Annotated in this window: 18 protein-coding genes; 8 read left to right on the forward strand and 10 right to left on the reverse strand. The window is 43.4% G+C overall.

Annotated elements, in window-relative coordinates; genetic code table 11:
• The first annotated feature begins 9 nt into the window (after nucleotides 1-9).
• The 4 genes from AC2A4J_RS01685 to AC2A4J_RS01700 all read left to right on the forward strand — a co-directional run bounded on the left by AC2A4J_RS01685 (nucleotide 10) and on the right by AC2A4J_RS01700 (nucleotide 3204).
• Nucleotides 10-807 (forward strand): MBL fold metallo-hydrolase, encoded by a 798-nt coding sequence (locus AC2A4J_RS01685; protein WP_484174653.1) that lies wholly within the window; start codon nucleotides 10-12, stop codon nucleotides 805-807.
• Nucleotides 804-1865 (forward strand): LacI family DNA-binding transcriptional regulator, encoded by a 1062-nt coding sequence (locus AC2A4J_RS01690; protein WP_255827462.1) that lies wholly within the window; start codon nucleotides 804-806, stop codon nucleotides 1863-1865. The genes AC2A4J_RS01685 and AC2A4J_RS01690 overlap by 4 nt, the downstream gene beginning before the upstream one ends.
• Complete coding sequence (locus tag AC2A4J_RS01695; RefSeq protein WP_484174654.1) at nucleotides 1855-2625, forward strand: inositol monophosphatase family protein; 771 nt, start codon at nucleotides 1855-1857, stop codon at nucleotides 2623-2625. The genes AC2A4J_RS01690 and AC2A4J_RS01695 overlap by 11 nt, the downstream gene beginning before the upstream one ends.
• A gap of 63 nt (nucleotides 2626-2688) precedes the next feature.
• A complete protein-coding gene (locus AC2A4J_RS01700) occupies nucleotides 2689-3204 on the forward strand; it encodes a YgjP-like metallopeptidase domain-containing protein (protein WP_114413156.1) in 516 nt (171 codons plus the stop codon).
• A 73-nt stretch (nucleotides 3205-3277) separates the two neighbouring features.
• On the opposite strand, the gene AC2A4J_RS01705 is transcribed toward AC2A4J_RS01700, so the two are convergent.
• A complete protein-coding gene (locus tag AC2A4J_RS01705; RefSeq protein WP_484174655.1) occupies nucleotides 3278-3943 on the reverse strand; it encodes a 7-cyano-7-deazaguanine/7-aminomethyl-7-deazaguanine transporter in 666 nt (221 codons plus the stop codon).
• 192 nt (nucleotides 3944-4135) lie between these two features.
• On the reverse strand, nucleotides 4136-4633 hold the full coding sequence (locus tag AC2A4J_RS01710; RefSeq protein ID WP_484174656.1) for an HPP family protein: 498 nt from the start codon (nucleotides 4631-4633) through the stop codon (nucleotides 4136-4138).
• A gap of 112 nt (nucleotides 4634-4745) precedes the next feature.
• On the opposite strand from AC2A4J_RS01710, the gene AC2A4J_RS01715 reads away from it, so the two are divergent.
• Nucleotides 4746-5300 (forward strand): TetR/AcrR family transcriptional regulator, encoded by a 555-nt coding sequence (locus tag AC2A4J_RS01715; protein ID WP_484174657.1) that lies wholly within the window; start codon nucleotides 4746-4748, stop codon nucleotides 5298-5300.
• Nucleotides 5301-5324: 24 nt separating this feature from the next.
• Here the strand turns inward: AC2A4J_RS01715 and AC2A4J_RS01720 are convergent, their stop codons facing one another.
• The 4 genes from AC2A4J_RS01720 to AC2A4J_RS01735 all read right to left on the reverse strand — a co-directional run bounded on the left by AC2A4J_RS01720 (nucleotide 5325) and on the right by AC2A4J_RS01735 (nucleotide 10228).
• On the reverse strand, nucleotides 5325-6182 hold the full coding sequence (locus AC2A4J_RS01720) for a PA4780 family RIO1-like protein kinase (RefSeq protein ID WP_484174658.1): 858 nt from the start codon (nucleotides 6180-6182) through the stop codon (nucleotides 5325-5327).
• Between the two features lie 105 nt (nucleotides 6183-6287).
• Nucleotides 6288-7196 carry a hypothetical protein gene (locus tag AC2A4J_RS01725; protein WP_484174659.1) on the reverse strand — a complete coding sequence of 303 codons (909 nt, stop codon included), beginning with the start codon at nucleotides 7194-7196 and terminating at the stop codon, nucleotides 6288-6290.
• A 614-nt stretch (nucleotides 7197-7810) separates the two neighbouring features.
• Nucleotides 7811-8884 carry a GGDEF domain-containing protein gene (locus tag AC2A4J_RS01730; protein ID WP_484174660.1) on the reverse strand — a complete coding sequence of 358 codons (1074 nt, stop codon included), beginning with the start codon at nucleotides 8882-8884 and terminating at the stop codon, nucleotides 7811-7813.
• A 90-nt stretch (nucleotides 8885-8974) separates the two neighbouring features.
• Nucleotides 8975-10228: a DEAD/DEAH box helicase gene (locus AC2A4J_RS01735; RefSeq protein ID WP_484174661.1), complete on the reverse strand. Its 1254-nt coding sequence runs from the start codon at nucleotides 10226-10228 to the stop codon at nucleotides 8975-8977.
• Nucleotides 10229-10530: 302 nt separating this feature from the next.
• Between AC2A4J_RS01735 and AC2A4J_RS01740 the strand changes: the two genes are divergently transcribed.
• Nucleotides 10531-12201, forward strand: coding sequence for a GGDEF domain-containing protein (locus AC2A4J_RS01740; protein ID WP_484174662.1), 1671 nt, complete (start codon nucleotides 10531-10533; stop codon nucleotides 12199-12201).
• A gap of 416 nt (nucleotides 12202-12617) precedes the next feature.
• Nucleotides 12618-13583 (forward strand): carbohydrate porin, encoded by a 966-nt coding sequence (locus tag AC2A4J_RS01745; protein WP_484174663.1) that lies wholly within the window; start codon nucleotides 12618-12620, stop codon nucleotides 13581-13583.
• Nucleotides 13584-13817: 234 nt separating this feature from the next.
• Here AC2A4J_RS01745 and AC2A4J_RS01750 read toward each other — a convergent pair whose 3' ends face one another.
• From AC2A4J_RS01750 to gss, 4 genes are all read right to left on the reverse strand, one after another.
• Entirely contained in the window at nucleotides 13818-15203 is a 1386-nt protein-coding gene (locus AC2A4J_RS01750) for an MFS transporter (protein ID WP_484174664.1), read from the reverse strand.
• A gap of 101 nt (nucleotides 15204-15304) precedes the next feature.
• Complete coding sequence (locus AC2A4J_RS01755) at nucleotides 15305-17710, reverse strand: glycoside hydrolase family 3 C-terminal domain-containing protein (RefSeq protein WP_484174665.1); 2406 nt, start codon at nucleotides 17708-17710, stop codon at nucleotides 15305-15307.
• 14 nt (nucleotides 17711-17724) lie between these two features.
• Entirely contained in the window at nucleotides 17725-18378 is a 654-nt protein-coding gene (locus AC2A4J_RS01760) for a TetR/AcrR family transcriptional regulator (RefSeq protein WP_484174666.1), read from the reverse strand.
• 157 nt (nucleotides 18379-18535) lie between these two features.
• A complete protein-coding gene (gene gss / locus AC2A4J_RS01765; RefSeq protein ID WP_484174667.1) occupies nucleotides 18536-20413 on the reverse strand; it encodes a bifunctional glutathionylspermidine amidase/synthase in 1878 nt (625 codons plus the stop codon).
• A gap of 254 nt (nucleotides 20414-20667) precedes the next feature.
• On the opposite strand from gss, the gene AC2A4J_RS01770 reads away from it, so the two are divergent.
• Nucleotides 20668-21744, forward strand: coding sequence for an alkene reductase (locus tag AC2A4J_RS01770; RefSeq protein ID WP_484174668.1), 1077 nt, complete (start codon nucleotides 20668-20670; stop codon nucleotides 21742-21744).
• Nucleotides 21745-21753: the final 9 nt, after the last annotated feature.

Here is a 21753-nt window from a genome sequence, read left to right on the forward strand (position 1 = left end):
TGAGGCAGTATGAAAATTGACGTGATTGGCAGTGGTAGTGCGTTCTCTAAACGCAACAATACCTCCTCGATTAGAATTATAGATTGTCAGCAAAACCAATGGCTTATCGATTGTGGGCCAACGGTGCCACGTGCGATTTGGCAGAGAAATATTGGTGTGAATGATATTCAGGTAATTTATTTTACGCACATACATCCAGACCATAGCTCAGGTTTGGCCGCGTTGATTAATCAATGGAAAAGCTTCAAACGAACGGAGCCTTTGACTATTTTTTGCCAAGCTGAGCAGCAGCAGCCTCTAAAAGCGCTGGTGGAATTGGCGGTGTGGCCGGAAACTCACGTGTGCTTTGAGATTAATTGGCAGGATATTGCGGACCAATTCGAATGGAAGCACTGGCACATCCGCACAGCGAACACTCAGCATGAAATGGCGAACAAAGCGATTCGAATTGCGGCCGATGACAAAACCTTATTTTACAGTGGTGATGGTCGTCCTACTGCTGCTAGCCAGTCGTTGATGAAAGATGTGGACATGGCCTTTCAGGAATGTGCGTCTTTTGAGGCTTTATCTAATGACTCCTCCCATGGGGATTTGCCCGGTTGTGAGCGCTTGCTTGTGGACACTGGTGCTAAGGCGTTGGGGATTTATCATTGTTTTGATGAGGCGATACCGAGTTTATTGCAAGCCGTGAGGGACATTCCTGACATGTTTTTGAGTCGAGATGGTCTGCTGCTGGATTTAGACGATATTGATCTTAGTCGACATGTCTTTGATTCTCTTTCAATAGGACAAGGAGGCAAGATGTGACCGATTCTCGAGGTGGCCGATCTGTATCTGCCGAAGATGTTGCGAAACTTGCTGGCGTGTCTCGTGCGTCTGTGTCTCGCGTGTTTAGCGATCAAGGCAATGTGGCTCGCGAAACCCGCGAAAAAATATTACAGGCGGCGAATGAGTTGGGTTATCAAGTTAATTTTTTGGCTCAGGGTTTAAACCGTAAACGCAGCCAGTTAGTGGGTGTGGTGGTGGCGCGCTTAAGTGATCCTTTTCGTAGCAGTTTGCTTGAGGGCTTGTTGAGTGAAATTCAGCGTAAGGGCTATCAAGCCCTCGTTACAGAAGTACGTGATGCGGACGAATTGGAAATGACCATTCGGCGCTTTACGCAATTTCGTGTGTCGGGAGTGGTCGTCACATCCGGCCAGCCACCAGTGGAATTGGTTAAAGAGTGCGTACAACATAATATTCCTGTCGTCGGCATTAATCGTCATATGGATATCCCAGATGTGGATTTTGTCTGTTCCGACAATAAAATGGCAGCCGTTCTTGTTGCGGAGCAGTTTGTGCGTTGTGGCTGCTCGTCTATTGCTTGGCTGAATTATAAAGACTCTACTTGGTCTGGTATCAACCGTGGTGAGATGTTTTGTCAGGCCACGGCTGAGATAGGTCTATGTGATGAGAGCGATTTACTTCATATTGTCGCCGACATGGATGGATACGAAGGAGGAAGGCAAGCAGCTCACGTTTTTTGTGCTGAAGGTGGGAAAGTCGATGGTGTGTTTTGTGCTAATGCTCAGCTGGCCTGCGGCTTTTTGGATGGGATGCGAGAAAATGGCTTTGATGCCCCCCAAGATTTTCACATCATTGGCTTTGATAATACGCCGCAAACCGCGCAATACAGTTATCGCTTGACGACGATTCATCAAGATGTCGAGGAAACCGCGAAGCGTGTCTTATCTTGCTTGGAAGCCAGGGGGCAAGATCCCTATATTGATCAAACTATAGAAGAAATACCGGTCAAATTGGTGATTAGAAATACCTCGCCAGACTTTGAATTGACCAGCATAAGGACAAAAGAACATGCAAGATAGCTATCAGATTTTAGAAACCGCAATTAGAGCGGCTGGCAAACGTGCTCAAAGCCTTCGTCAGTCTGGATTGTCAGTAACCACAAAAAGTCGGCAAGATTTTGTCTCTCAGGCAGATGTTGCGGTTGAAGCAGAGTTAAAAGAAGTGATTCGAGGCCTATTCCCAGACGATGGTTTTTTGGGGGAAGAAAGTGGTCTGGTTCAGGCTTCAAACCCAGAAAACAATGGAGTCTGGGTGATTGACCCTATTGATGGCACCACTAATTACGTTCAAGGTATGGACTATTGGTGTGTTTCCGTCGCTTATGTAAAACACAAAGAAATCCAGATGGGCTTTGTTTATGCGCCGGATAGAGAGGAGTTTTTTATTGCCAAGAAAGGTCAAGGTGCGTATTTGAATGGCGTTCAATTAACTATTCATGAGCCTAAAAAAGGTCAAGCACTTCTAGGATTAGGGCGGTCTAATCGCCGACCAGTACAAGAATATTGTGATCTTATCTTGATGTTGGATAAACAGAATATCGAATACCGACGCTTTGGTGCGGGCGCTCTCATGCTGGCTCATGTGTCATCTGGGCTGGCTCATGGCTATTTTGAGTCTCATCTAAACAGTTGGGATGCTTTGGCGGGCTTGCTGTTAATCGAAGAAGCTGGCGGGCGAGTGACAGACTTCCTTAAGAACGATGGGTTGTTAAACGGTAACCAGGTTTGGGCTGCGAGCCCACAGCTGTGGCAAGATTTGAGTCCACTGTTAAGTTCTTGAATGGTGTTTTTTCAATAACTCTGCGAAGATTGTCGGCCTTAAAATACGTGATCGATAGAGTCTATGAGTCAGAATACTGGGTTTAAAAACTATCTTGGCGCTTACAGCGCACAGGTTCAACAGCAAGCACAAACCTTGTTGGACTCGGAGAAGTCTGGTGAGTGGTTATTAAAGAAGTACCCAGTAGCTCACACATTGAATGGCCCTCGAGCTTTGTATGATTATGCGATGGCTTTGAAGAACGATTTTATGCGCAGTTCGCCGCCGATCAGCAAAGTCATTTATGACGACAAAATCCACATTATTAATAACGCGCTTGGCTTACATACTTTTGTCTCTAGAATGCAGGGCAGCAAGCTAAAAGCGAAACATGAAATTCGTATCTCATCTTTGTTTCGGCGTATTCCTGAGCCGTTATTAAAAATGATCTTGGTACATGAGTTGGCGCATCTTAAAGAAAAAGATCACAACAAGGCGTTCTATAAGCTGTGCTGTTATATGGAAGCGGATTATCATCAACTGGAGTTTGATTTGCGCTTATATTTGAGTCATCGAGAACGATTCGGCGACTTATGGTAAGTCATTGAAAGGAAGTGGAGAGCGAACATAAAAAAGGCCTATTCTTGATCAAATAGGCCTTTTTTAAACCATTTTATGCGTTGGCTAGTTTGAAATCTGGCTTAATCGCGGTGAGCTTTTTCGTTAAGTAATTCAATAACACGCCATACATTGGGATAAATAGTCCAAGACTGATAATCAGCTTAAAGCCGAAATCAGCTAGTGCAATAGCTTGCCAATGTTCCGCCATAAAGGCATCTGGGCTTTGGTAGAAGGCGATTCCAAAGAATGCCAAGGTGTCTAATCCATTGCCAAATACGGTTGAAGCTGCAGGAGCGACCCACCATGCTTTTAACTGGCGAAGTCGATTAAATACCTGAATATCAAGAACTTGACCTAGTAAGTATGCCATTAAGCTTGCTATGGCAATACGGCCAACGAACTCGTTGAATGACGAGAGCGCTCCGAAGCCTTGAAACTGTCCCTGCGCAAAGACTACCGATAGCACATAAGACACGATTAACGATGGAATCATCACTAGGAAAATAATTTTTCTAGCTAATGCTGCGCCGAAGATTCTAACGGTTAGATCCGTTGCCAAAAAGATAAACGGAAAGGTAAATGCACCCCATGTGGTGTGAAAACCCGCTACGGTGAAGGGGATTTGTACTAGATAATTGCTTGAAGCAATGATTAGTAGGTGGAACATTGCAAGGTAGCAGAGTGCCTTGCCTTTTTGCTCAGATGTAAACGTACTCATATTGTGACCTTTTTCGTTTGCTTGGGGTGAGGGAACCCAAATTAAAAAGCTCGCTTTTGAATGACGAACTTTCAGCGTTTTCTATTTTAGGCATTTGACCATAAGGTCAAATGCGGAGCGGAATTATACATGAAACGCTTGGTTAAAAAAGAGCCAGCTGTAAAAAATCCTGTAAACCACCGGGTATCTCGTTTATTTAGTGGGCTTGATTGGATAGCCAATGCGAGAGACCCAGTTATGATAAAACCAACCAAATAGAATAATAAGCAGGCAGCCAGATAGAACCGGTGAAAGCAAAAATCCCCAAGATGCATTGATTGATAATACTAAAAGGGGATTCGCGCCTGCGGGAGGGTGTAATGTATTGGTTAGCATCATCAAGGACACACCTACGCCAACACTTACCGCCATTGTGAGTGGCGTCACGTCCCAAAATTGTAGGCTAATAAGCCCTATGGTTGTTGTTAGTAGATGGCCACCAAGAATATTTTTTGGTTGAGCCAATGGACTCGTTGGCAAAGCAAATAAAATGACCATGGTCGCGCCAAAAGGAGCCATGATTCCAAGATACTCTGGTGCAAATTGAGCGCCTTGAGCAATCATAAATATACACAGGGTTGCTCCTATTCCTGCCAAGCCGATAGTGAAAAACCTTGATTGGTAAGATGATCGAAAAAATCTCGATAACATGAATGTATTCCTTTAAGGTTCAAATAATCAGCGGGAGACTGATCAGTCTCTCAGATGGTAGACAAGTCTGTTCACCCATGTCAATATTCATTTTCGGTGAGGGAGAAGAGAAGTGACGAAACCTGATTTATTAATACACACAGCGTTTAAGCTTTTTTATCAACAGGGCATTCATGCGGTTGGTATCAACGCCATTTTGGCTGAAACGGGTGTGGCGAAGAAAACCTTGTATCATCATTTTGCCAGTAAAGAAGCATTAGTTGAGGCGGTGTTGATCTATCGTGATCAAATATTTATGGATTGGTTAACGGCCCGAATGATGTCGGCTGGCGATGGGAAATTCGCTGTTTTAGGCTTGTTTGATGCGCTAGATGACTGGTTTCACGATAGAGTGGACGTATTGCTTCCCTTCAAAGGCTGTTTTTTTGTCAAAGCGAACGGTGAATTTTCTGATCACATGGTGAATGACATTTGCCAGCACCATAAACAAAATATAACGTCTTTTATCCAAGCAAATCTTGTCGGTCATTCATCGGAATTATCTGCAGTTGATTTAGCGCAGAGTATCAGTGTGTTGAAGGAAGGAGCGATTGCCCAAGCTTACGTTGCAGGTGACTTAGATGCGGCCAAGAGGGCAAAAGACATGGCTGTTACCCTCTTGGGATAATAATTCAAATCTGTACCTGATTGATCAGTCTTCATCCTCTGAGCTGTTGATGCGAGCCAGTCTATCTTGCTCTTCTTCAAAGGCATCTTGGATTTCTTGTAAAACAGAGTCCACATCCGCTTCTTCGGTGGGTTCTTCGAAGTGGCCGGTTAACTCCGTGTGTGCGGTCAGCTTGCCTGCTTCAAACAGTGCCCACATTTCTTTGGCGTATTTGGTTTCCAGTAGTTCTGGCGCAAACATTCCGTAGTAGTTGCGCATGTTGTTAACGTCGCGTTCGAGCATCCACTCAGCATTATTGTTTGCAACAGCGTCAACGGCTTGAGGAAGGTCAATGATGACAGGGCCATGAGAGTCCACTAAGACGTTGAATTCCGATAGATCACCATGAATTAAGCCAGCAGACAGCATGCGGACAATGTCTTTAATAATGGTGTCGTGATCTCGTCTAGCTTGCTCTGCGCTAAGCACAACATCATTCAGTCGTGGGGCAACGTCGCCAGTATCATCGGTGACCAGTTCCATCAATAAGACGCCATCGAAACAACCATAAGGCGTAGGGGCGCGCACACCCGCAGCAGCCAAACGGTACAAAGCATCTACCTCGGCGTTCTGCCAAAGGTTTTCTTGTTCATCGCGACCAAACTTAGAGCCTTTTTCCATCGCTCTAGAGCGACGGCTATTACGCACTTTTCGGCCTTCACGGTATTGAACGGCTTGCTTAAAGCTGCGTTTACCAGCGTCTTTATAGACTTTTGCGCAACGGATTTCTGATCCGCAGCGCACCACGTAGACAGTCGCTTCTTTTCCGCTCATTAATTGTCGAAGAACTTCGTCTACTAAGCCATCTTCGATGAGTGGTTGTATTCTTTTAGGGATTTTCATGCGGCTCGTTATACAGTGATTAGATGACAAATGAAACTACCAGAAATACAAAACAGACTTTCTCTCTGGTATAGCGAATTCATTTCGACCTTTTAACTAAAAAAGCTATTGGTTGGAATCTCGCTTTTTATATTCATTCCTTACTAAATGCTCAACCATCTCGTTGATTTTCATGTTTTTTTCTTCAGCTAATGCGTTTAACTTTTGCTTGGTGTTGAGCGTCATGCTGATGCTGTATGGTTTTCTGCCACTCGATTTCTCACGAAACTTTTTCTGGCTCCAAGCTTTTTTCATTTTATCAATAACTAACGCTTTGCGGTCTACGTTATCAGATAAATCAATAGTAGCAATAACCGCTGCTTTTTTCTCTGCTTCTGTGGTCGGAATCCAAGCTTGTTTTAGAGGTCTTTGAGTAATGTTTTGCAGATAAGACCAAGCCCATATCCATTGGACCGAATTATTTTCTTCAAGCCAAGATACGATCGTTTCATCAAAACGAATTTGCTGCCATTTTGCTTTCAATGCTTCAAGTAGCTCTTGTTGCTGTTGTGTATCGGCCTCGCCGTTATAAAAAGCATCCAAAATATCCAGATGCCTATCTGCAACATTATTTCTTTCTGTATTGAATGCTTTTTCAGAGAGTAATGAAAATAGGGGGGCTTTCGTTTGGTCTTGCTCTGATTCTGAAGCTGGGCGTTTGGAGGTAGTTTTTAAGTAACACCACAACCAATTGCATAATCTTTCGTCTTTTTTATCAATCCAACGAAAGTAAGTGGAAGGGAGCTGGCTTGCTTTAAACGCGGTACGCATTTGGGAAGCAAAATTCTGTGGCGCGCGCTTTTTGTTAATTAAGTTTTCTAATTCTCCATTTAGTTTTTTTACTCGTTCCGCTTGAGAATGTCCGCTTAAATTTTTTAAAGACGCACTTCGAATGTTTTTTAATAAATAGTCAGAATAAAAAGCGAGCTCTCTTTCTGACGAGGGGTCAAGAAACTCTATGTTGTCTCCAATCATTCCTCTTATTCCTTTTTGATATTTTATTATTCTTTATTTTCTTTTATTACTGCGTAGTATTTACCGTAAATATTACGTGTATTCTCGTAACCTTACAATAATTTTACAGTGAATTTGTTGATTTAAATCGCTCTTAAATTGTTTTATTTTTAATAGAACTGTCTTAATTGAGGTTTGGTTTTTCTTAGGTGAAAGCCAGGTTTTAGGTATTGAAGTGAGTTGTGAGAAAGGCGGGAGCGTTCTGGTTTTGTGTGGCGAATGATATTGGGTTGAGCGGTTCCACACTTAATTTTGGGTAGGGATTTTGAATATATTGAGGTTACTTAATGTATAAATAACCTTATATATCAATAAGGTTTTTATATCTTTCTATTAATCTCTTTGGGTGTAATTCCTCGCCGCTTGCGGCGCTAATAATGATAGCCAAGATGGTCATTTCGCCTTCGCGGGAATGACGTATGGTCATAACTTAGTGTTATCCAATGAAACACAGATACCTCGCCCCTTAGGGCAGGGTGGTTTATTGGCTGTAGGGATTTAGTGTATTTGGGTGGGGAGGTTAGTACCTATTTGTTGTTTTGTTCGTATGGAAAAGTTTAGGTAAAGACGTTCGCTTAAACTTGGGTTGCTCGAATGGTGTTTCGACCGGATTGTTTTGCATCATAAAGATGGTCATCCGCGATTTTAAAGACACCTTCTTTTGAGGTCGCTTCATCGGAGTACCCAATACCAATACTGATAGTGATGCTTGAAATATCACCTATAACAAGGCTGCTAATGGCAGTTCTTAACTTTTCAGCTAGAGCCATGACTTGCTCAGGTGTTCTATCTAAAGTGAGAATGATAAATTCTTCTCCGCCCCAGCGCCCTAGTATGTCATTTGGGTGAATGGTTCGACTTAGTTTACCTGCGATACTGGTTAGAACTTTGTCTCCAATAAGGTGGCCATGTAAGTCATTAAATTGTTTAAAGTGGTCAATATCCACTATTAAAATAGCATAATTCTTCTTTTTTTCCGCTGAATCTAGGTTAAGCTCATTAAACACCTTCTCAATTCCACGTCGATTTAGTGCTCGGGTGAGTACATCTATATAGGCAAAGTCTTCAAGCATGTCTGCGCGCGCGATAACTTGGTCTGTTTTAACTCTTAATTTGATAACCGTCCACAACAAGAAAATGTAGATAGCGTGAGCTATGGCCATGTTTAATGTGACAACAAGCGCTTCGCCGGTAGTATGGTTTTGTATCAGAGCAAAGTAATGGCCTGTAATGGTTGCAACAAAAACAATAGCGGTTGCTGGAGCGGCCTTTTTGACGTCAAGAAAAAGATAGACGATGACGTAATTTAGTCCGAGCCACTGCGCCGAGTTAGAAAATTGGCCATTACCGGGTAAATGGTGCCAAATACTGCAGCTTATTAAGTAACCTGCAACAACGAGATAGGCAAGATAATGTAAGCTCTGCTGATTGGGGCGTGAAAAGCTAATTAGGTAAATCAGAATAAATGCGGTTATACATATTGGATAAGAGAAGGCGTCAAATACTGCGATAATACCGCTGTAAGCATCAATTGCCCAGATTGAGCTAAATCCTAAAATGCCAACAATCAACAACTGACGAAATAAGGGGGGAGAAATTTGAGCCGTGCTCAACTGTTGGTCAGTATTTGTGTGGGTTTTAATGGTCATTGTTGGGTTTCTAAAATAAGTTGTATGGGAGGTACCATTTCCCTTGGTAACGGCTTTTGAAGAACTATAGCAGAGAATATCAATATAGAGTTAACGGCGACGGCGTGTCTTTGGCTTTTTATCTCTTGAAGGCGAAAGGCCCAGGGCTTTTGCTCGTAACGCTTTTTTAGATGGCTCGCGTTTCTTTTGTGAGTTGGTTGTCTTGTTAAGGTCAGGCTCAAACCCTGGCACCCACTGGACAATGAATTGCTCATCAACCAGCTTTTCCACGTCGGTTAGTAAGTAGTGCTCTTTTTCTGATACGAGTGTTACAGCAAGACCCGCTGCACCTGCGCGACCTGTTCGGCCTATACGATGAATGTAATCTTCGGCATTGTATGGTAATTCGTGATTGATAACGTATTGCAGCTGTTCGATGTCGATACCTCTTGCTGCGACATCGGTAGCGACAAGCGCTCGTACCTTTCCTGCTTTAAAATCGGCTAAGACGCGATCTCGTGCACCTTGGGACTTATCCCCATGAATCGATTGAGTGGCAATGCCATCTTTTTGCATTTCTTTGGCTAAATCATCTGCGCCTTGCTTGGTTCGGGTGAAGATCAGTACTTGTTGCCAGTTTTTAGACCCTATGAGGAATGACAGTAATGCGCTTTTTTGGTCTTGGTCTACTGCGTAAACAGTCTGCTCGACCTTAGATGCCGTTGTGTTCCGGCTGTCTACTTCGATTAATTGCGGATCCTTGAGCAGTGTTTTGCTCAGCGCAAAAATGTCGTCATTGAAAGTGGCTGAGAAAAATAAGGTTTGGCGTGATTCCGGTAATTTCTTCAATATTCTTTGAATATCAATGATAAACCCCATGTCGAGCATTCGATCAGCTTCATCTAGCACTAGAGTTTGCAGGTAGCTTAAGTCAAGGAGGTTTTTCATGATCAGTTCAAGCAACCGACCAGGAGTAGCAACTAATACATCACAGCCTTGTTTAAGTGCGTCAAGCTGAACGTTTATGCTGGCACCACCATAGGCGACAACTGATTGAATTGATAAGTTTGCGCTGTATTTCACGAAGCTGGCATGAACCTGTTGTGCCAACTCGCGAGTCGGTGTGAGCACCAATACTTGAATGCCTTCGGCATTATTTGAGTTTTGCGCTTGTAGAATATGGTGTAAAAGCGGTAAAGCAAAAGCGGCAGTTTTTCCTGTTCCTGTTTGAGCTCCAGCCATGAGATCTTTTCCAGCGAGGACGGCTGGAATCGCAGCAAGTTGAATAGGTGTTGGGTTTGTGTAACCCAGTTCTGTGGCTTGCTGAATGATGTCGTGATGAAGTTTTAAAGACGCAAAGCTCATGGAGGTCTCGCTTATTTTTGAAGAGCAAATTGAGGCCGTTAGTGTAGCACTTTGAGCTTGTGTCGTAGTTGGTTTTTTGACTTCCAAGTTGGAGGCATTTTTGCCAAATGAGAAAAGCAAATGATTCTTGTGTAGGGTTGTAAAAGAAGAGGCTTTTATAGTGACTTATTTTTACAAAATAGGTCTTTTGTTGATTGCTAATAAGTGTTCAATTATCGGGCTGGTATACAGTGGCTCATTTCTTGCTAATGGAAGTGAGTGTTTTGTCAGTCTTTGCTTTTATTAAATGGAATATTGTGGACATGGCTATTAAGTCGCGCTTTTTGATATCGACTACTGTGATATTACTGCTTACAGGTTTTTTTTCTTGGCTTTCGATGCGTGTATTGGCAGAAGATATTATTGTGAGTTGGGTTGGGCGCTATGCAGAGAAGCAGGTGCAATACGATAAAGTGCGAACCCTATTGCCTCTCATCCAAGAGGTGACCTTATCTAAAGAGTTTGCCGAGCTTGGTTCATTAAAAGCATGGGCTAAACAACCGTTTAATGAAGCTCTAAAGCAGCAAGCTCTTCAAGATACGGAAGCATTTCGACATCGCTTTTCAGATAAATCTTACTTTATCGCTTTAAAAGGGAATGAGCATTACTACTATAGTGATGGCAAGCAAACATCGAATTCTGAACTATATCGTTATACGCTTCACCAATATAACCCTGATGATGCATGGTTCTATCAAATTATGGATAAAAGGCTTAACTTGCATTTGAATGTAAACCCAGATGTTGAGTTAGGGCTGATTAAATTGTGGAGTGATGTTTTAATTCGCGATGGCGATGATATTTTAGGTGTCGTCGGAACGGGTTTAGATCTCTCCAACTTTTTACATCAAATGATTGAAAAGCAGGATATTTATTCGGCTATTGTGTTTACCAATAAAGAAGGTTCTATTCAGCTTTATCAGCAAGAAGAGTTAATTGACTACTCTTCTTTAACAAAACAAGCGCAAGAAAAAAGCCTAGTTTTTCAACTATTAGATGATTCGCAATCTCGTACACAGTTAAAACACAGTTTGGCGTTAGCGAAAGAGTCTCCCAATCGAGTAAATACTGCTTCTGTACATAAAGATGGTGTCCGTCAGCTCGCCAGTGTTGTTTACATTCCTGAAATTGATTGGTTTCAAGTGAACTTTATTGATATCAACGGCTTCCTTCCTATTGCCGAGTTTTCAGGTCTTCTGATTGTGCTATTTGTTAGTCTAGTTTGTGCCTTGATTGTGTTTTATGTATTGCTCAACTTGATTGTTATTAAGCCATTAGCCGAGCTAGGCCAGTCTATTCGAACTTTGGGAGAAAACTGTTATCAACCCCCGAAACTAAGTCGATTTGCAGGCTTGGAAATTAAGAAATTGGTGTTTCATTACCATAAAATATCGACCTCTCTTTTGGAATATCAGCAAGAGCTAGAAGAAAAAGTGGCTGAACGAACCAAAGAGTTAAACCGTATTGCTAAGCTTGATCCTTTAACGGAGTTATATAATCGCCGAGGCTTTGAATTACATTTGACGGAATATATGCAGCGTTGGCAGCAAGATCACCACACATTTGGTCTTATTAATGTGGATGTGAACCATTTTAAATCCGTGAATGACCTGTATGGGCATGCTGCTGGTGATTTGGTACTGCAAAAAATTGCGATTTACTTAACCAATATTGTAGGCAATAAAGGGGAAGTGGCCCGTTGGGGTGGGGATGAATTTTTGATACTGGTCAAACTAGATGATTATGAGGACCTAGTCGCGATATCTGAGCAACTGCAGGATGGTCGAGAATCGCTTGTTATCAAGGTTAATGAGCAAAATATTACGATTCGATTTAGCGTCGGCAGTGCATTGGTTGAAGAGGGTGATACATTAGAAAGCCTATTACACCGAGCTGATAATGCTATGTATGCGGTGAAGTTTAATCGTCAGTAATAGAGGCAGTATTTCAAGCACAAGTCCCAGCTATATGCTGGGATTTTTTTTGCTTATTAGAGAGTGATTAATCACAGCTTTGTCTTGTCCAAATGTCTATTTTTTTTGATTTTTACAAAATTACATAATCAAGTAATTTAAAATCATAAAGAAAGCGAAATCTTCCACCTTTACACATTTATTTCTTAATTATTTAAGGTTCAAAATAAATAGTGACATTTAATTTTTTAAAAACTATAAAAAACAATAACTTAAAACCAAAATTTAAAATTTTAAAAAATTAAGTAAAAAATAAGAATTATTATCGTTGTTGTATTGTTGTAATAAAGTTACCTAAATGTATTATTAATTACGAAAACGCACGTTTTTATGAAGCTCTAATTTAAATATAAAAATAACATTCGGGTCTGAAAATTATGAAAAAAACTATTCTACATACTGCCATTGTTGGAAGCCTACTATCTATCAGTGCAGTTCAAGCCGCTCCTTCCTTTGACGGAAATTTTGAGTTGAACACCGATGCTATTTCTAAAGCAGAAGGTGATTCTATCTATAAGCAAGATGGCCGTCTGGAGCTAAACGTGACAGGCAAACACACAATGGGCGATAACTTCTTCGCAGGTAAAGGTTCACTTCTTATTAAAACAACCGGTGAAGCAACGGTTGATGATGCCTACATCAAATTTGGTAACAGTACTTGGGATCTCCAAGCGGGCCGTTTTGAGGCTGTGAATCTGTTCCCAAAAGGCAAAGATACCGTTGTTGAAAACGTTGCTGCTGTAGACGTATATGAAGCGAATATGACTCGTGGCCGTGAAGGCGATGATACTGGTCAGTTTGCTTTACACTTCAATGCGAGCGAAAGTGTTAAATTTGAACTTGCTGCTCTTTATGGTGACCCAAATATCGGGGAAACCACAGAAGATAAAGCGACTGCTATCTCTGGTGTTAGACCTTCTGTAACCTTTGCTGCGGGCGCTGCAACAATAACCGCGGGCTTTGAGAGTGTTAAGTATGATTTAGCGGCAGGCGGTGAAGTTAAAAAATCTGGCTATGCGTTAGTTGCAAACTTTGATGTGGCCGCTGCGAACGTTAATCTTGCGGCTGCTTTTGGCAAAGATGATGCGACGGATGAAAAAGTGACTTCGATCACGGCAAACATGACATATGGTAACTTTGGCTTGGGCGTAATCGCGTCGTCTGTTGATGATGGCGCGAATGATCCATCACTGCTAACCGCTTACGTTGCCTACACTATGCCAGTCTTGGATATCGAAAATGCGACTGTAACCTTAGCAGGTTCTCATTCTACGGCTAAAGATGTTGGCACTGCGAATGACAAAGTGACCGCTGCACGAGTTCGATTTAACTATGGCTTCTAGCGTTTAGTTAAAGGTAAGAGCAATATTGTTGGTTACTCCCTTTTCTGGTGATATTGCTCTTCATCGTGGTTTCTTTCCTGCTTGGTTTTTCTTTTAATACGATTTACCTAATTCCAATTAGACGCCTTTCATCGAATAATCGGCGTCTCATGCATCTTTACGTTATGAAACATTCCCACTCTGACACCATGGTTAAAAAAATGAGCCAAAGCGCCTGAGTGAGAAGAGGATGAGTTACTTAGCCGTTTCAAATAGGTTTGCTTGCTGGCTCTCTTCTGCGTTTAGGTCATCATGTTTTAAATCAGCGAGCACTTTATCGGTTAACTTATAGCTGTATAAAAAGATAACTAGACCAATGGTCGCACCAATTGCATTACCTAGGTTGAGTGCATCCCACATGCCTTGAATGACTTGTGGCGATTGCTGAACGACCACACCGCCAGTGGATTCAACAAATCCGACCATAGCGAGATACCCCATTGCAATAGCGCCACCAACAGCCGTTGTCGCTTTATTAGCGAAGGTTTGAGTAGCAAAGGAGACGGCTTCAAGGCGTTTGCCTGAGCGTATATAGCCATACTCAATACAATCGGTAATGAAAATACTTGGCATAATCAGCGTGACGCCAAGCGCAATGGCTTTAATCATGGTTAGGACAATGAAGGTTTCAATATGTTCGTAACCTATCATCCAAGTAATCACTGACAATATCGCAAGAGCAGCAGAGGCCCAAGCAAATGTGGCGATTTTGCCAACCTTACGAATGCCAATGGGCACTAACGGAGAAGCCAGCATGGCCGGGCCAATCATAGCGAAAAGGAACAAACCGGAAAGAGACGGGTCATTAAAGACATCCCGTGCAATGTAAGGCATTAAGGTGAAAGCAACGTTAGATCCGCCAATAAAAACAAAGGCAAGGATAAACATCAGCAAGTACTTATTGCCAGTGACCGTACCTAATATTTGTTTAAGGGTAGGGACTTCTTGCTCTACTACATGACGTTCTTCCACTTTGCGTATGGTTAACATCAAAATCATGGCTGTTACGCACATAATGACCGCCGCTAAAGTCCATTTTCCACCCAGTTTTTCGACCAGCCAAGGTGCGCTAAGCATGGCGATGACCATGCCGACAAAACCGCCAAAACGCACAAAAGAATAAATGACATTCCGCTCATCTTTATTTTGTGTCATCACTGAACCGATGGCGTAAGCGGGCGCATCCGATACGGTATACAGCATCCCCCAGCCTACGTAGGTTACGAAGGCGTATGTAACACGAAGCCACATTGGTTGTTCTGCAATATAATCGCCAAAAGCAAATATCAAAACGGTAGCAAGCGGAACCGCCCAAGCGATGGCGTTTACCCAAGGCTTGAATTTACCGCCTTTAAAACGGCTTCTTTCTACCATAATGGAGAGTATTGGGTCATTAACCGCATCCCATACTCGGGCTAACAGAAAGATGATACCCACTGTCCCTGCGGATAAACCCAGTACAGAGGTGTAATAAACGCTGATAAATATAGTCACAAACATAAAAATAATGTTTTGACCGGTGAAAAATGTGTAATAGCTAAGCCGTTCACGACGACTGGATTCATAGTTTGTGTTGGACATCTTTGCCTCTTTATTTTTATTGTTTATCAAGCATGCAACCGCCATTACGATCCGATGATGGAAGTAATGACGGTATGGTTAACAGCGTCTAAAATGGCTTTTTAGACGCTTGTTTCCTTTTCATTTAGTGAGGCAATAAGCTGCAAAATCTGACCTTCAGAATATTGCTGACTATTGAACACAGGTAAATTACGTAATGGCATATCCGCCACCATGGATTCCGCCATCAGACGATCGGCTTCCGCTGCAGAGTCATTCTGATCGCCGCCCATCATTTGGGTAAATACAGCAAGCATGCCTTCAAATAGAGGTTTACCTAATGGTTCGTTGGCAATGTCTCCCAAGGTTGAATTCACCGTGTAAGGCGTAATCGGTGTGGGTGTTGGGATGTCGTAACCTAATAAGGCTCTAAAAGCTGCGTCGTTGAAGTCGCGTTTCGCAGGATCAAAATACGTAGCCAAAGCGGGGTTAGGTTGCTCAGCTGCGATGTCGGTTTCTAAGGTGATTATGGCGGTGTCTCGGATGTCATTAACAGAGGAGCCAATGTGAATCTGGTAGTCTCCGCTTTCGGTAACCCAAGTAGCCTTTTCTTTATGCCAGTAGGCAAAGGCTCGATAATCCAGCTCAAACTCGATTTCTTTACTTTCACCTGGCTCTAAGAAAACCTTCTCGAATGCTTTTAGTTCTTTGGCTGGGCGAGGTTGAGAAGGGGATTTCTGTCCCACGTAACACTGTACAACTTCCGCGCCAGCTTTATCGCCCGTATTGGTGACAGTGATTTGGAGCTTAATAGCGTCATTTTCTTTAAATGGTGAGTGATCGCCACTTAGCAAGGTTAAATGGTAATAAGTGAAGCTTGTGTAAGACAAACCGTGACCGAAAGGGAAAAGTGCTTTCGTGCTGGTGGTGTCAAAATAGCGATAGCCAACCCAAATTGCCTCGCGGTATTGCACTTGCTTGGTGGTGCCGGGAAAGTAAGGTTGGCTCGGCGTGTCGTCCAGGTTTGCTGGGAAGGTTTCTGCTAATTTACCACTGGGGTTTACCTCGCCAGAAAGCACTTTAGCCACCGCTGAAGCACCAGCTTGTCCGCCTAGGTAAGCTTCCAGTATGGCGGGTACCTTGTCGACAAATGGTAGAATGACAGGTGCGCCATTTTGCAGCACAACAACGGTTTTGCTGAGCTGTTCGTCAAGCTCGGCGATTAGGTCTAGTTGCACCTGTGGCAGATTCAAGTGCTGGCGATCAAAGCCTTCTGATTCGTATTTTGGCGTCAGGCCTGCAAACAAAAACACCACGTCTGCTTGTTTTGCTAATTCAATAGCTTTGGCTATTTCCGCCGTATCTTCTTTATCATTCAGATGGTAGCCAGCAGTGTAACTGACATTGTCGGCACCAAACTGTTTTTTGATTTCGTCGAGAGGTTGCTCTAGCTTGAATGGATTAATTTTGGAGCTGCCTGCACCTTGGTAGCGAGTGTTGTTGGCTAATGCGCCAATCACGGCGATTTTCTTTCCTGCGGCAACCGGCAATAAATCATCATTTTTAAGCAGCACGCAGGTCTCTTCCGCGATTCGCGCAGCGAGTTCATGGTGAGCACTTAGGTCGGCTTTTACCTTATCGCTTTCTAAAGACGCTTGTGATTTCAGAATCAGTTCCACTACACGAGCAACAGATTTATCTAAGGCTTCCATCGTCAGTTGACCGTTTTCAATGGCGGCAATAATCTTTTGAGTATTCATATCGCCAGAGCTTGGCATTTCTAAATGCTGGCCATTTTTGACGCCTTCTACGCGGTCGTTATTTGCGCCCCAGTCAGTAACAATAATGCCTTCAAAGCCCCATTCGTTGACTAGAATATCGTCGAGTAATTGTTTGTGCTCGGCGGCGTAGGTGCCGTTTATTTTGTTGTAAGAGCACATAACCGTCCAAGGTTGTGTTTGCTTAACGGCTTTCTCAAAAGCAGGCAGATAGATTTCACGTAAGGTTCTTTGGTCGACAATGGCATCGACTGTCATGCGACAATGTTCATGATTGTTCACTGCGTAATGTTTCAGGCTGGTACCTACGCCTTGGCTTTGTACGCCTTTGATCCAAGCGGCAGACATGTCGCCAGCCAGTAATGGGTCTTCAGAAAAGTATTCGAAGTTGCGCCCGCCCAATGGGTTACGTTTAATATTGGTGCCAGGGCCAAGCAATACAGACACCTCTTCAGCGCGACATTCTTTGCCTAGCGCGACGCCCATTTCTTCAATCAGCTTGGTATTCCAAGATGCAGCAAGCCCCGACGCGGTTGGGAAACAGGTGGCTTTTACCGCTGCATTTAGACCGACATGATCACCTTCCCCGGATTGTTTACGCAGGCCATGTGGGCCATCTGTCACCATGATGGAGGGCAGGTTTAAGCGTTCAATTCCATGTAGGTTCCAAAAATCCTTGCCGGTACAGAGCATGGCTTTTTCTTCTAGGGTTAGTTCGGCTAAGAGTTGTTTTATTTTTGTATCACTCATCGTTTCATCCTTTTTTAGATTTGTGGCGATGGCTTCAGACCATCGAGTAGTAGCTGGATTAACACAGGGGTAAGTTTCGGAATGGCCTCTTGTTCAATTTCCATCAGGGCGTCTCGGCGTAGCAGCATACGGCGGAAAAAAGTTGGGACGCTGTTAAATAGTGTGACCGCCAAATAGGCCGCGGGGATGTCAGCGCGAATGCTGCCTTCGGTTTGACCTAGAGAGACAATATCGGTAAGAGAGAGTTTGACTGATTCAGGTAGGAGTTGAGTCAACTTGTCGCGAAACTCTGTTGGTATACGTGATCCTGCATAGTAGCCATCAAATTCGGCAATAAAACGGTCATCGTCTTCATATTGAGGATCTGAATAGGCTTCCATTAACACACCAAGACCAGCGCGAATATTGGAATAATGGTTCGCTTTAATTTTGTCTATGATGCTTTCATAGACGTCGATCTTACGAGTCAGCACTACCACAAGAATGGCGAAGCCCAAATCGTATTTGTCTTGGTAATAGCGATACAAGGTATTACGGCTCATGCCAGTGGCCGCCGCAATGTCTTTCATTTGGGTATCAGCGAAACCATTTTCAATAAAAAGTGTTTCGGCGATATTGATGATTTTGTCCCGAGTGGCCTCGGTTTGGTGAACCATTCTTGATGACATAATAAATGTTACACGTGTTATATTTTTTTATTAATCTAAGAGCTGGTGGAACTCTAGTCAATAATTAATTGCCAAAAAAAACCTTTGCTTCATCGACTGAGGCAAAGGCTTCTAAATAAAAACAATTAAAATCAATAGCTTGAGATGGAACTAATGGTTATTCAATGACTCGTAAAGCCATTAAATCACTGTCTTTGGTGATGACCAAGGTCGGATCAACACGTAAACAGCTACCAGCGTAGTGCCCCGCTACGGAAAAAGTACAGACTTGTGAACGGTAACCTTCAATATCAGGCAGCTTCCATAAGGCTTGGAAAATTTGATCTTGATGAGCAAAACGCCCAGCTGTCTCTTCCATTAAGTCGTCTTCACCATCGTACAAGCTGATGTTAAAGCCACAACGCCCAGCAATAGGTTTGCTCACGTAACCGTTGGTTTTTAATGCATCGCTTAATTCAAATGACGATTCCAATAAATAGGGATGATCGGGAAAAAGCAGCCATAATACCGGTAAAATCGCTTTATTACTGGGAATAAGTGTCCAAAGTGGTTCATATACCATGACGTCTTTACGCAATAAAACGTCGACTAAACGTGGTGCCTCACTGCGAGGTGCATCGGTTTTGTAGTCGCGAAGGCGTTGCTCATCGTCATCGCATTCGGCACGGATTTGATCTAGTGCCGTTTCCCATGCCCAGGTTTTCCATACCCAACGGATTTTGACACCGTCAGCATCGACCACATCACCGTCTTCGTCCCAACTTAAGCTACTGACGCCCTTGATGACTTTGCAATCGAGCCCCGCTTTTTCCATGGTACGCTTCATGAAAAGCGCGTGGTAATTCTCTTCTAAGTCTGTGTCCTGCATGATGTGAATCACACCTTTTACCGCACTGTTTTTCCACGCTTCGATCAATTCATCGACTAATTCTGTCGCAGAACCTTCGCCTTCCGCTACGCCATAATGCGTGGCCCACTTGTCTTGAATAATACCGGCTTCCATGTAGCAAGAGGCTGAGTCGCAGTTGTATTCGTATACCTTGATGCCTTGAGCAGACAGGCTGAAATCAAAGCGTCCGGTGATCATCTGGTTGCGACGGTTGTCCCAAGATTGATGGATTTTAGGCCACAAGGCAGGAGGTATATTAAAGCTAGAAAGCAGATCATCGTTTTGCAGCACATAATCGGTAGCGTGCATAAACAAGGCGTGTAATTCATTGGTCGCGCGTTTTAGTTCTCGTTCAGCGGACTCTGTCATCACCATGTATTTGTAGTCGTCTTCCGGTCGACTGGCGAGTTTGTGCCCGCCCATCATGTCGACAAAGGCTTCTTCCGCTGGATTCGCTATATTTAGCCAAGCACGAGAAGCTTGGCCTTTGTTTGGTACATGGCGAATTTGTAAATCAAACAACGCTGGGTCGTCTGGTTCAATATTTTCTGCGTGCAGGTCATCTTCAGTTTGGATGACCCAGCCCATAATGGACGCATCGCCATAGGAGCAACGCAGCCAATAACCACCATCTTTGCTGATACGCGCATCAAGCACGCGAGAGTAATCTTGGCCTTCTTCCCACACTTGATGGCCGACGTTTTGCTCGACCAAGTATAAGCGATCCGGTAAAACTTTAGTGACAATCGCCACATGGCCGGTAACTTCAAATTCACCGCCTTCGTTCCAAATCAAAAGAGCACCGACTTCAGGATGTCGTAATGAGCCATTGCGAAAGGATTTCAGTGGCAAGCGGCTCTCGTCGGCAATGAGCCGAGCTGACGTTAAACGAAAAATATCATAAGCCATAGCAACATCATCAAAGATATAGCCTTTATTGAGATACAGCCAACGACGGGCAAACTCCACACATTGCCATTTGTACCCCATAAAAATGCCATCTACATAACTGCGATAAGCATGACGGTTGGGTAATTCGTTGTCATCGGCAGAATCGTAATCGGAAGAGTAAACGGGCACATTGCCTGGCGCTATACCTAACAGGGTGCCAAAAGGCGCGATTGGCCTGCTGGAGTCGGATGTCATTAAGTTGAATTCCCTTACATGAAACGTGTTCAAACGGGTAAAAGAAAGGCGACAGCAGTGTCGTCTGATGATCGCAATATAGTCCTTGAAAAGGTGACCTGCAAGCACTCTTGGTGCTTATTTTTTGATCTGTTCTTAAGAGAAGTTTGAACGACTATTCAGGAAAGAAAGTGCACGAGATTGTTTTTTAAAATAACTGCCATATCTAGTGTTTATCCTTTCTATAAAGATTGAAAATTATTCTGGAGTTCACAATGACAAGCACAGCCACAAACCTGTTCAGCCCAGTAAAAATGGGAAACTTAGAGTTACCTAATCGTTTTATCATGGCGCCTTTGACTCGCACACGTGCTCCTGGTCATCAGCCAAATGCCTTGATGGCAGAATATTATGCTCAACGCGCCAGCACAGGGTTGTTGATCACCGAATGTACTATGGTGACTGAGGGAACATCAGCCTTTGGTGATGATCCAGGTATATATTCCGCTGAACAGATCGAAGGTTGGAAGCTAACGACAAACGCCGTTCATGAAAAAGGCGGCCGTATATTTATGCAAATTTGGCATGGTGGTCGTGCTTGTCATCCGTTATTAAATGGTGGCAAAGAAGCGGTTTCTGCTAGCGCGATTGCAATCGATGGTGAAACTCATACACCTGAAGGCAAAAAGCCCTACACGGTACCTCGTGCATTAACCGTGGCCGAAATCAAAGACATTGTGGGAGATTTTCGTCAGGCGGCAATCAATGCAAAAGAAGCAGGTTTTGATGGTGTTGAAATTCACGGTGCCAATGGTTATTTAATTGATCAATTTTTGCGTGAAAGCTCTAACCAGCGCACTGATGAATATGGTGGCTCCTTGGAAAATCGTGCCCGCTTCCTAACGGAAGTGATCGAAGCGGTAACAGAGGTATTTGGCAGTGATCGAGTTGGCTTGCGTCTATCTCCGCTCAATAGTTTCCAAAGCATGAAAGAAGGCGACCCTGTGGCATGGACTCGCTTCTTGAGCGAACATTTAAACCGCTTTAACTTGGCGTATTTGCATTTAATGCGTGCGGACTTCTTTGGCGAGCAGCAAGCTGATGTTGTCAGCGTTGCGCGTGAGGCTTACAAAGGTCATTTGATGGTAAACATGGGCTACTCGCCAGAAGAAGCCAATCAAGTGCTAGCAGATAATCAAGCGGACAGCGTGGCGTTTGGTAAAGACATTCTTGCTAACCCTGATTTTGTCGAACGTGTTCAGGCGGGCGCTGAATTAAACGAGCCTAATCCAAACACCTTCTATACATCTGGTGCCGTAGGTTATACCGATTATCCATTTATGACTGCGTAATACATAAAC

The sequence above is a fragment of the Marinomonas sp. ATLA20 genome, assembly GCF_057180105.1.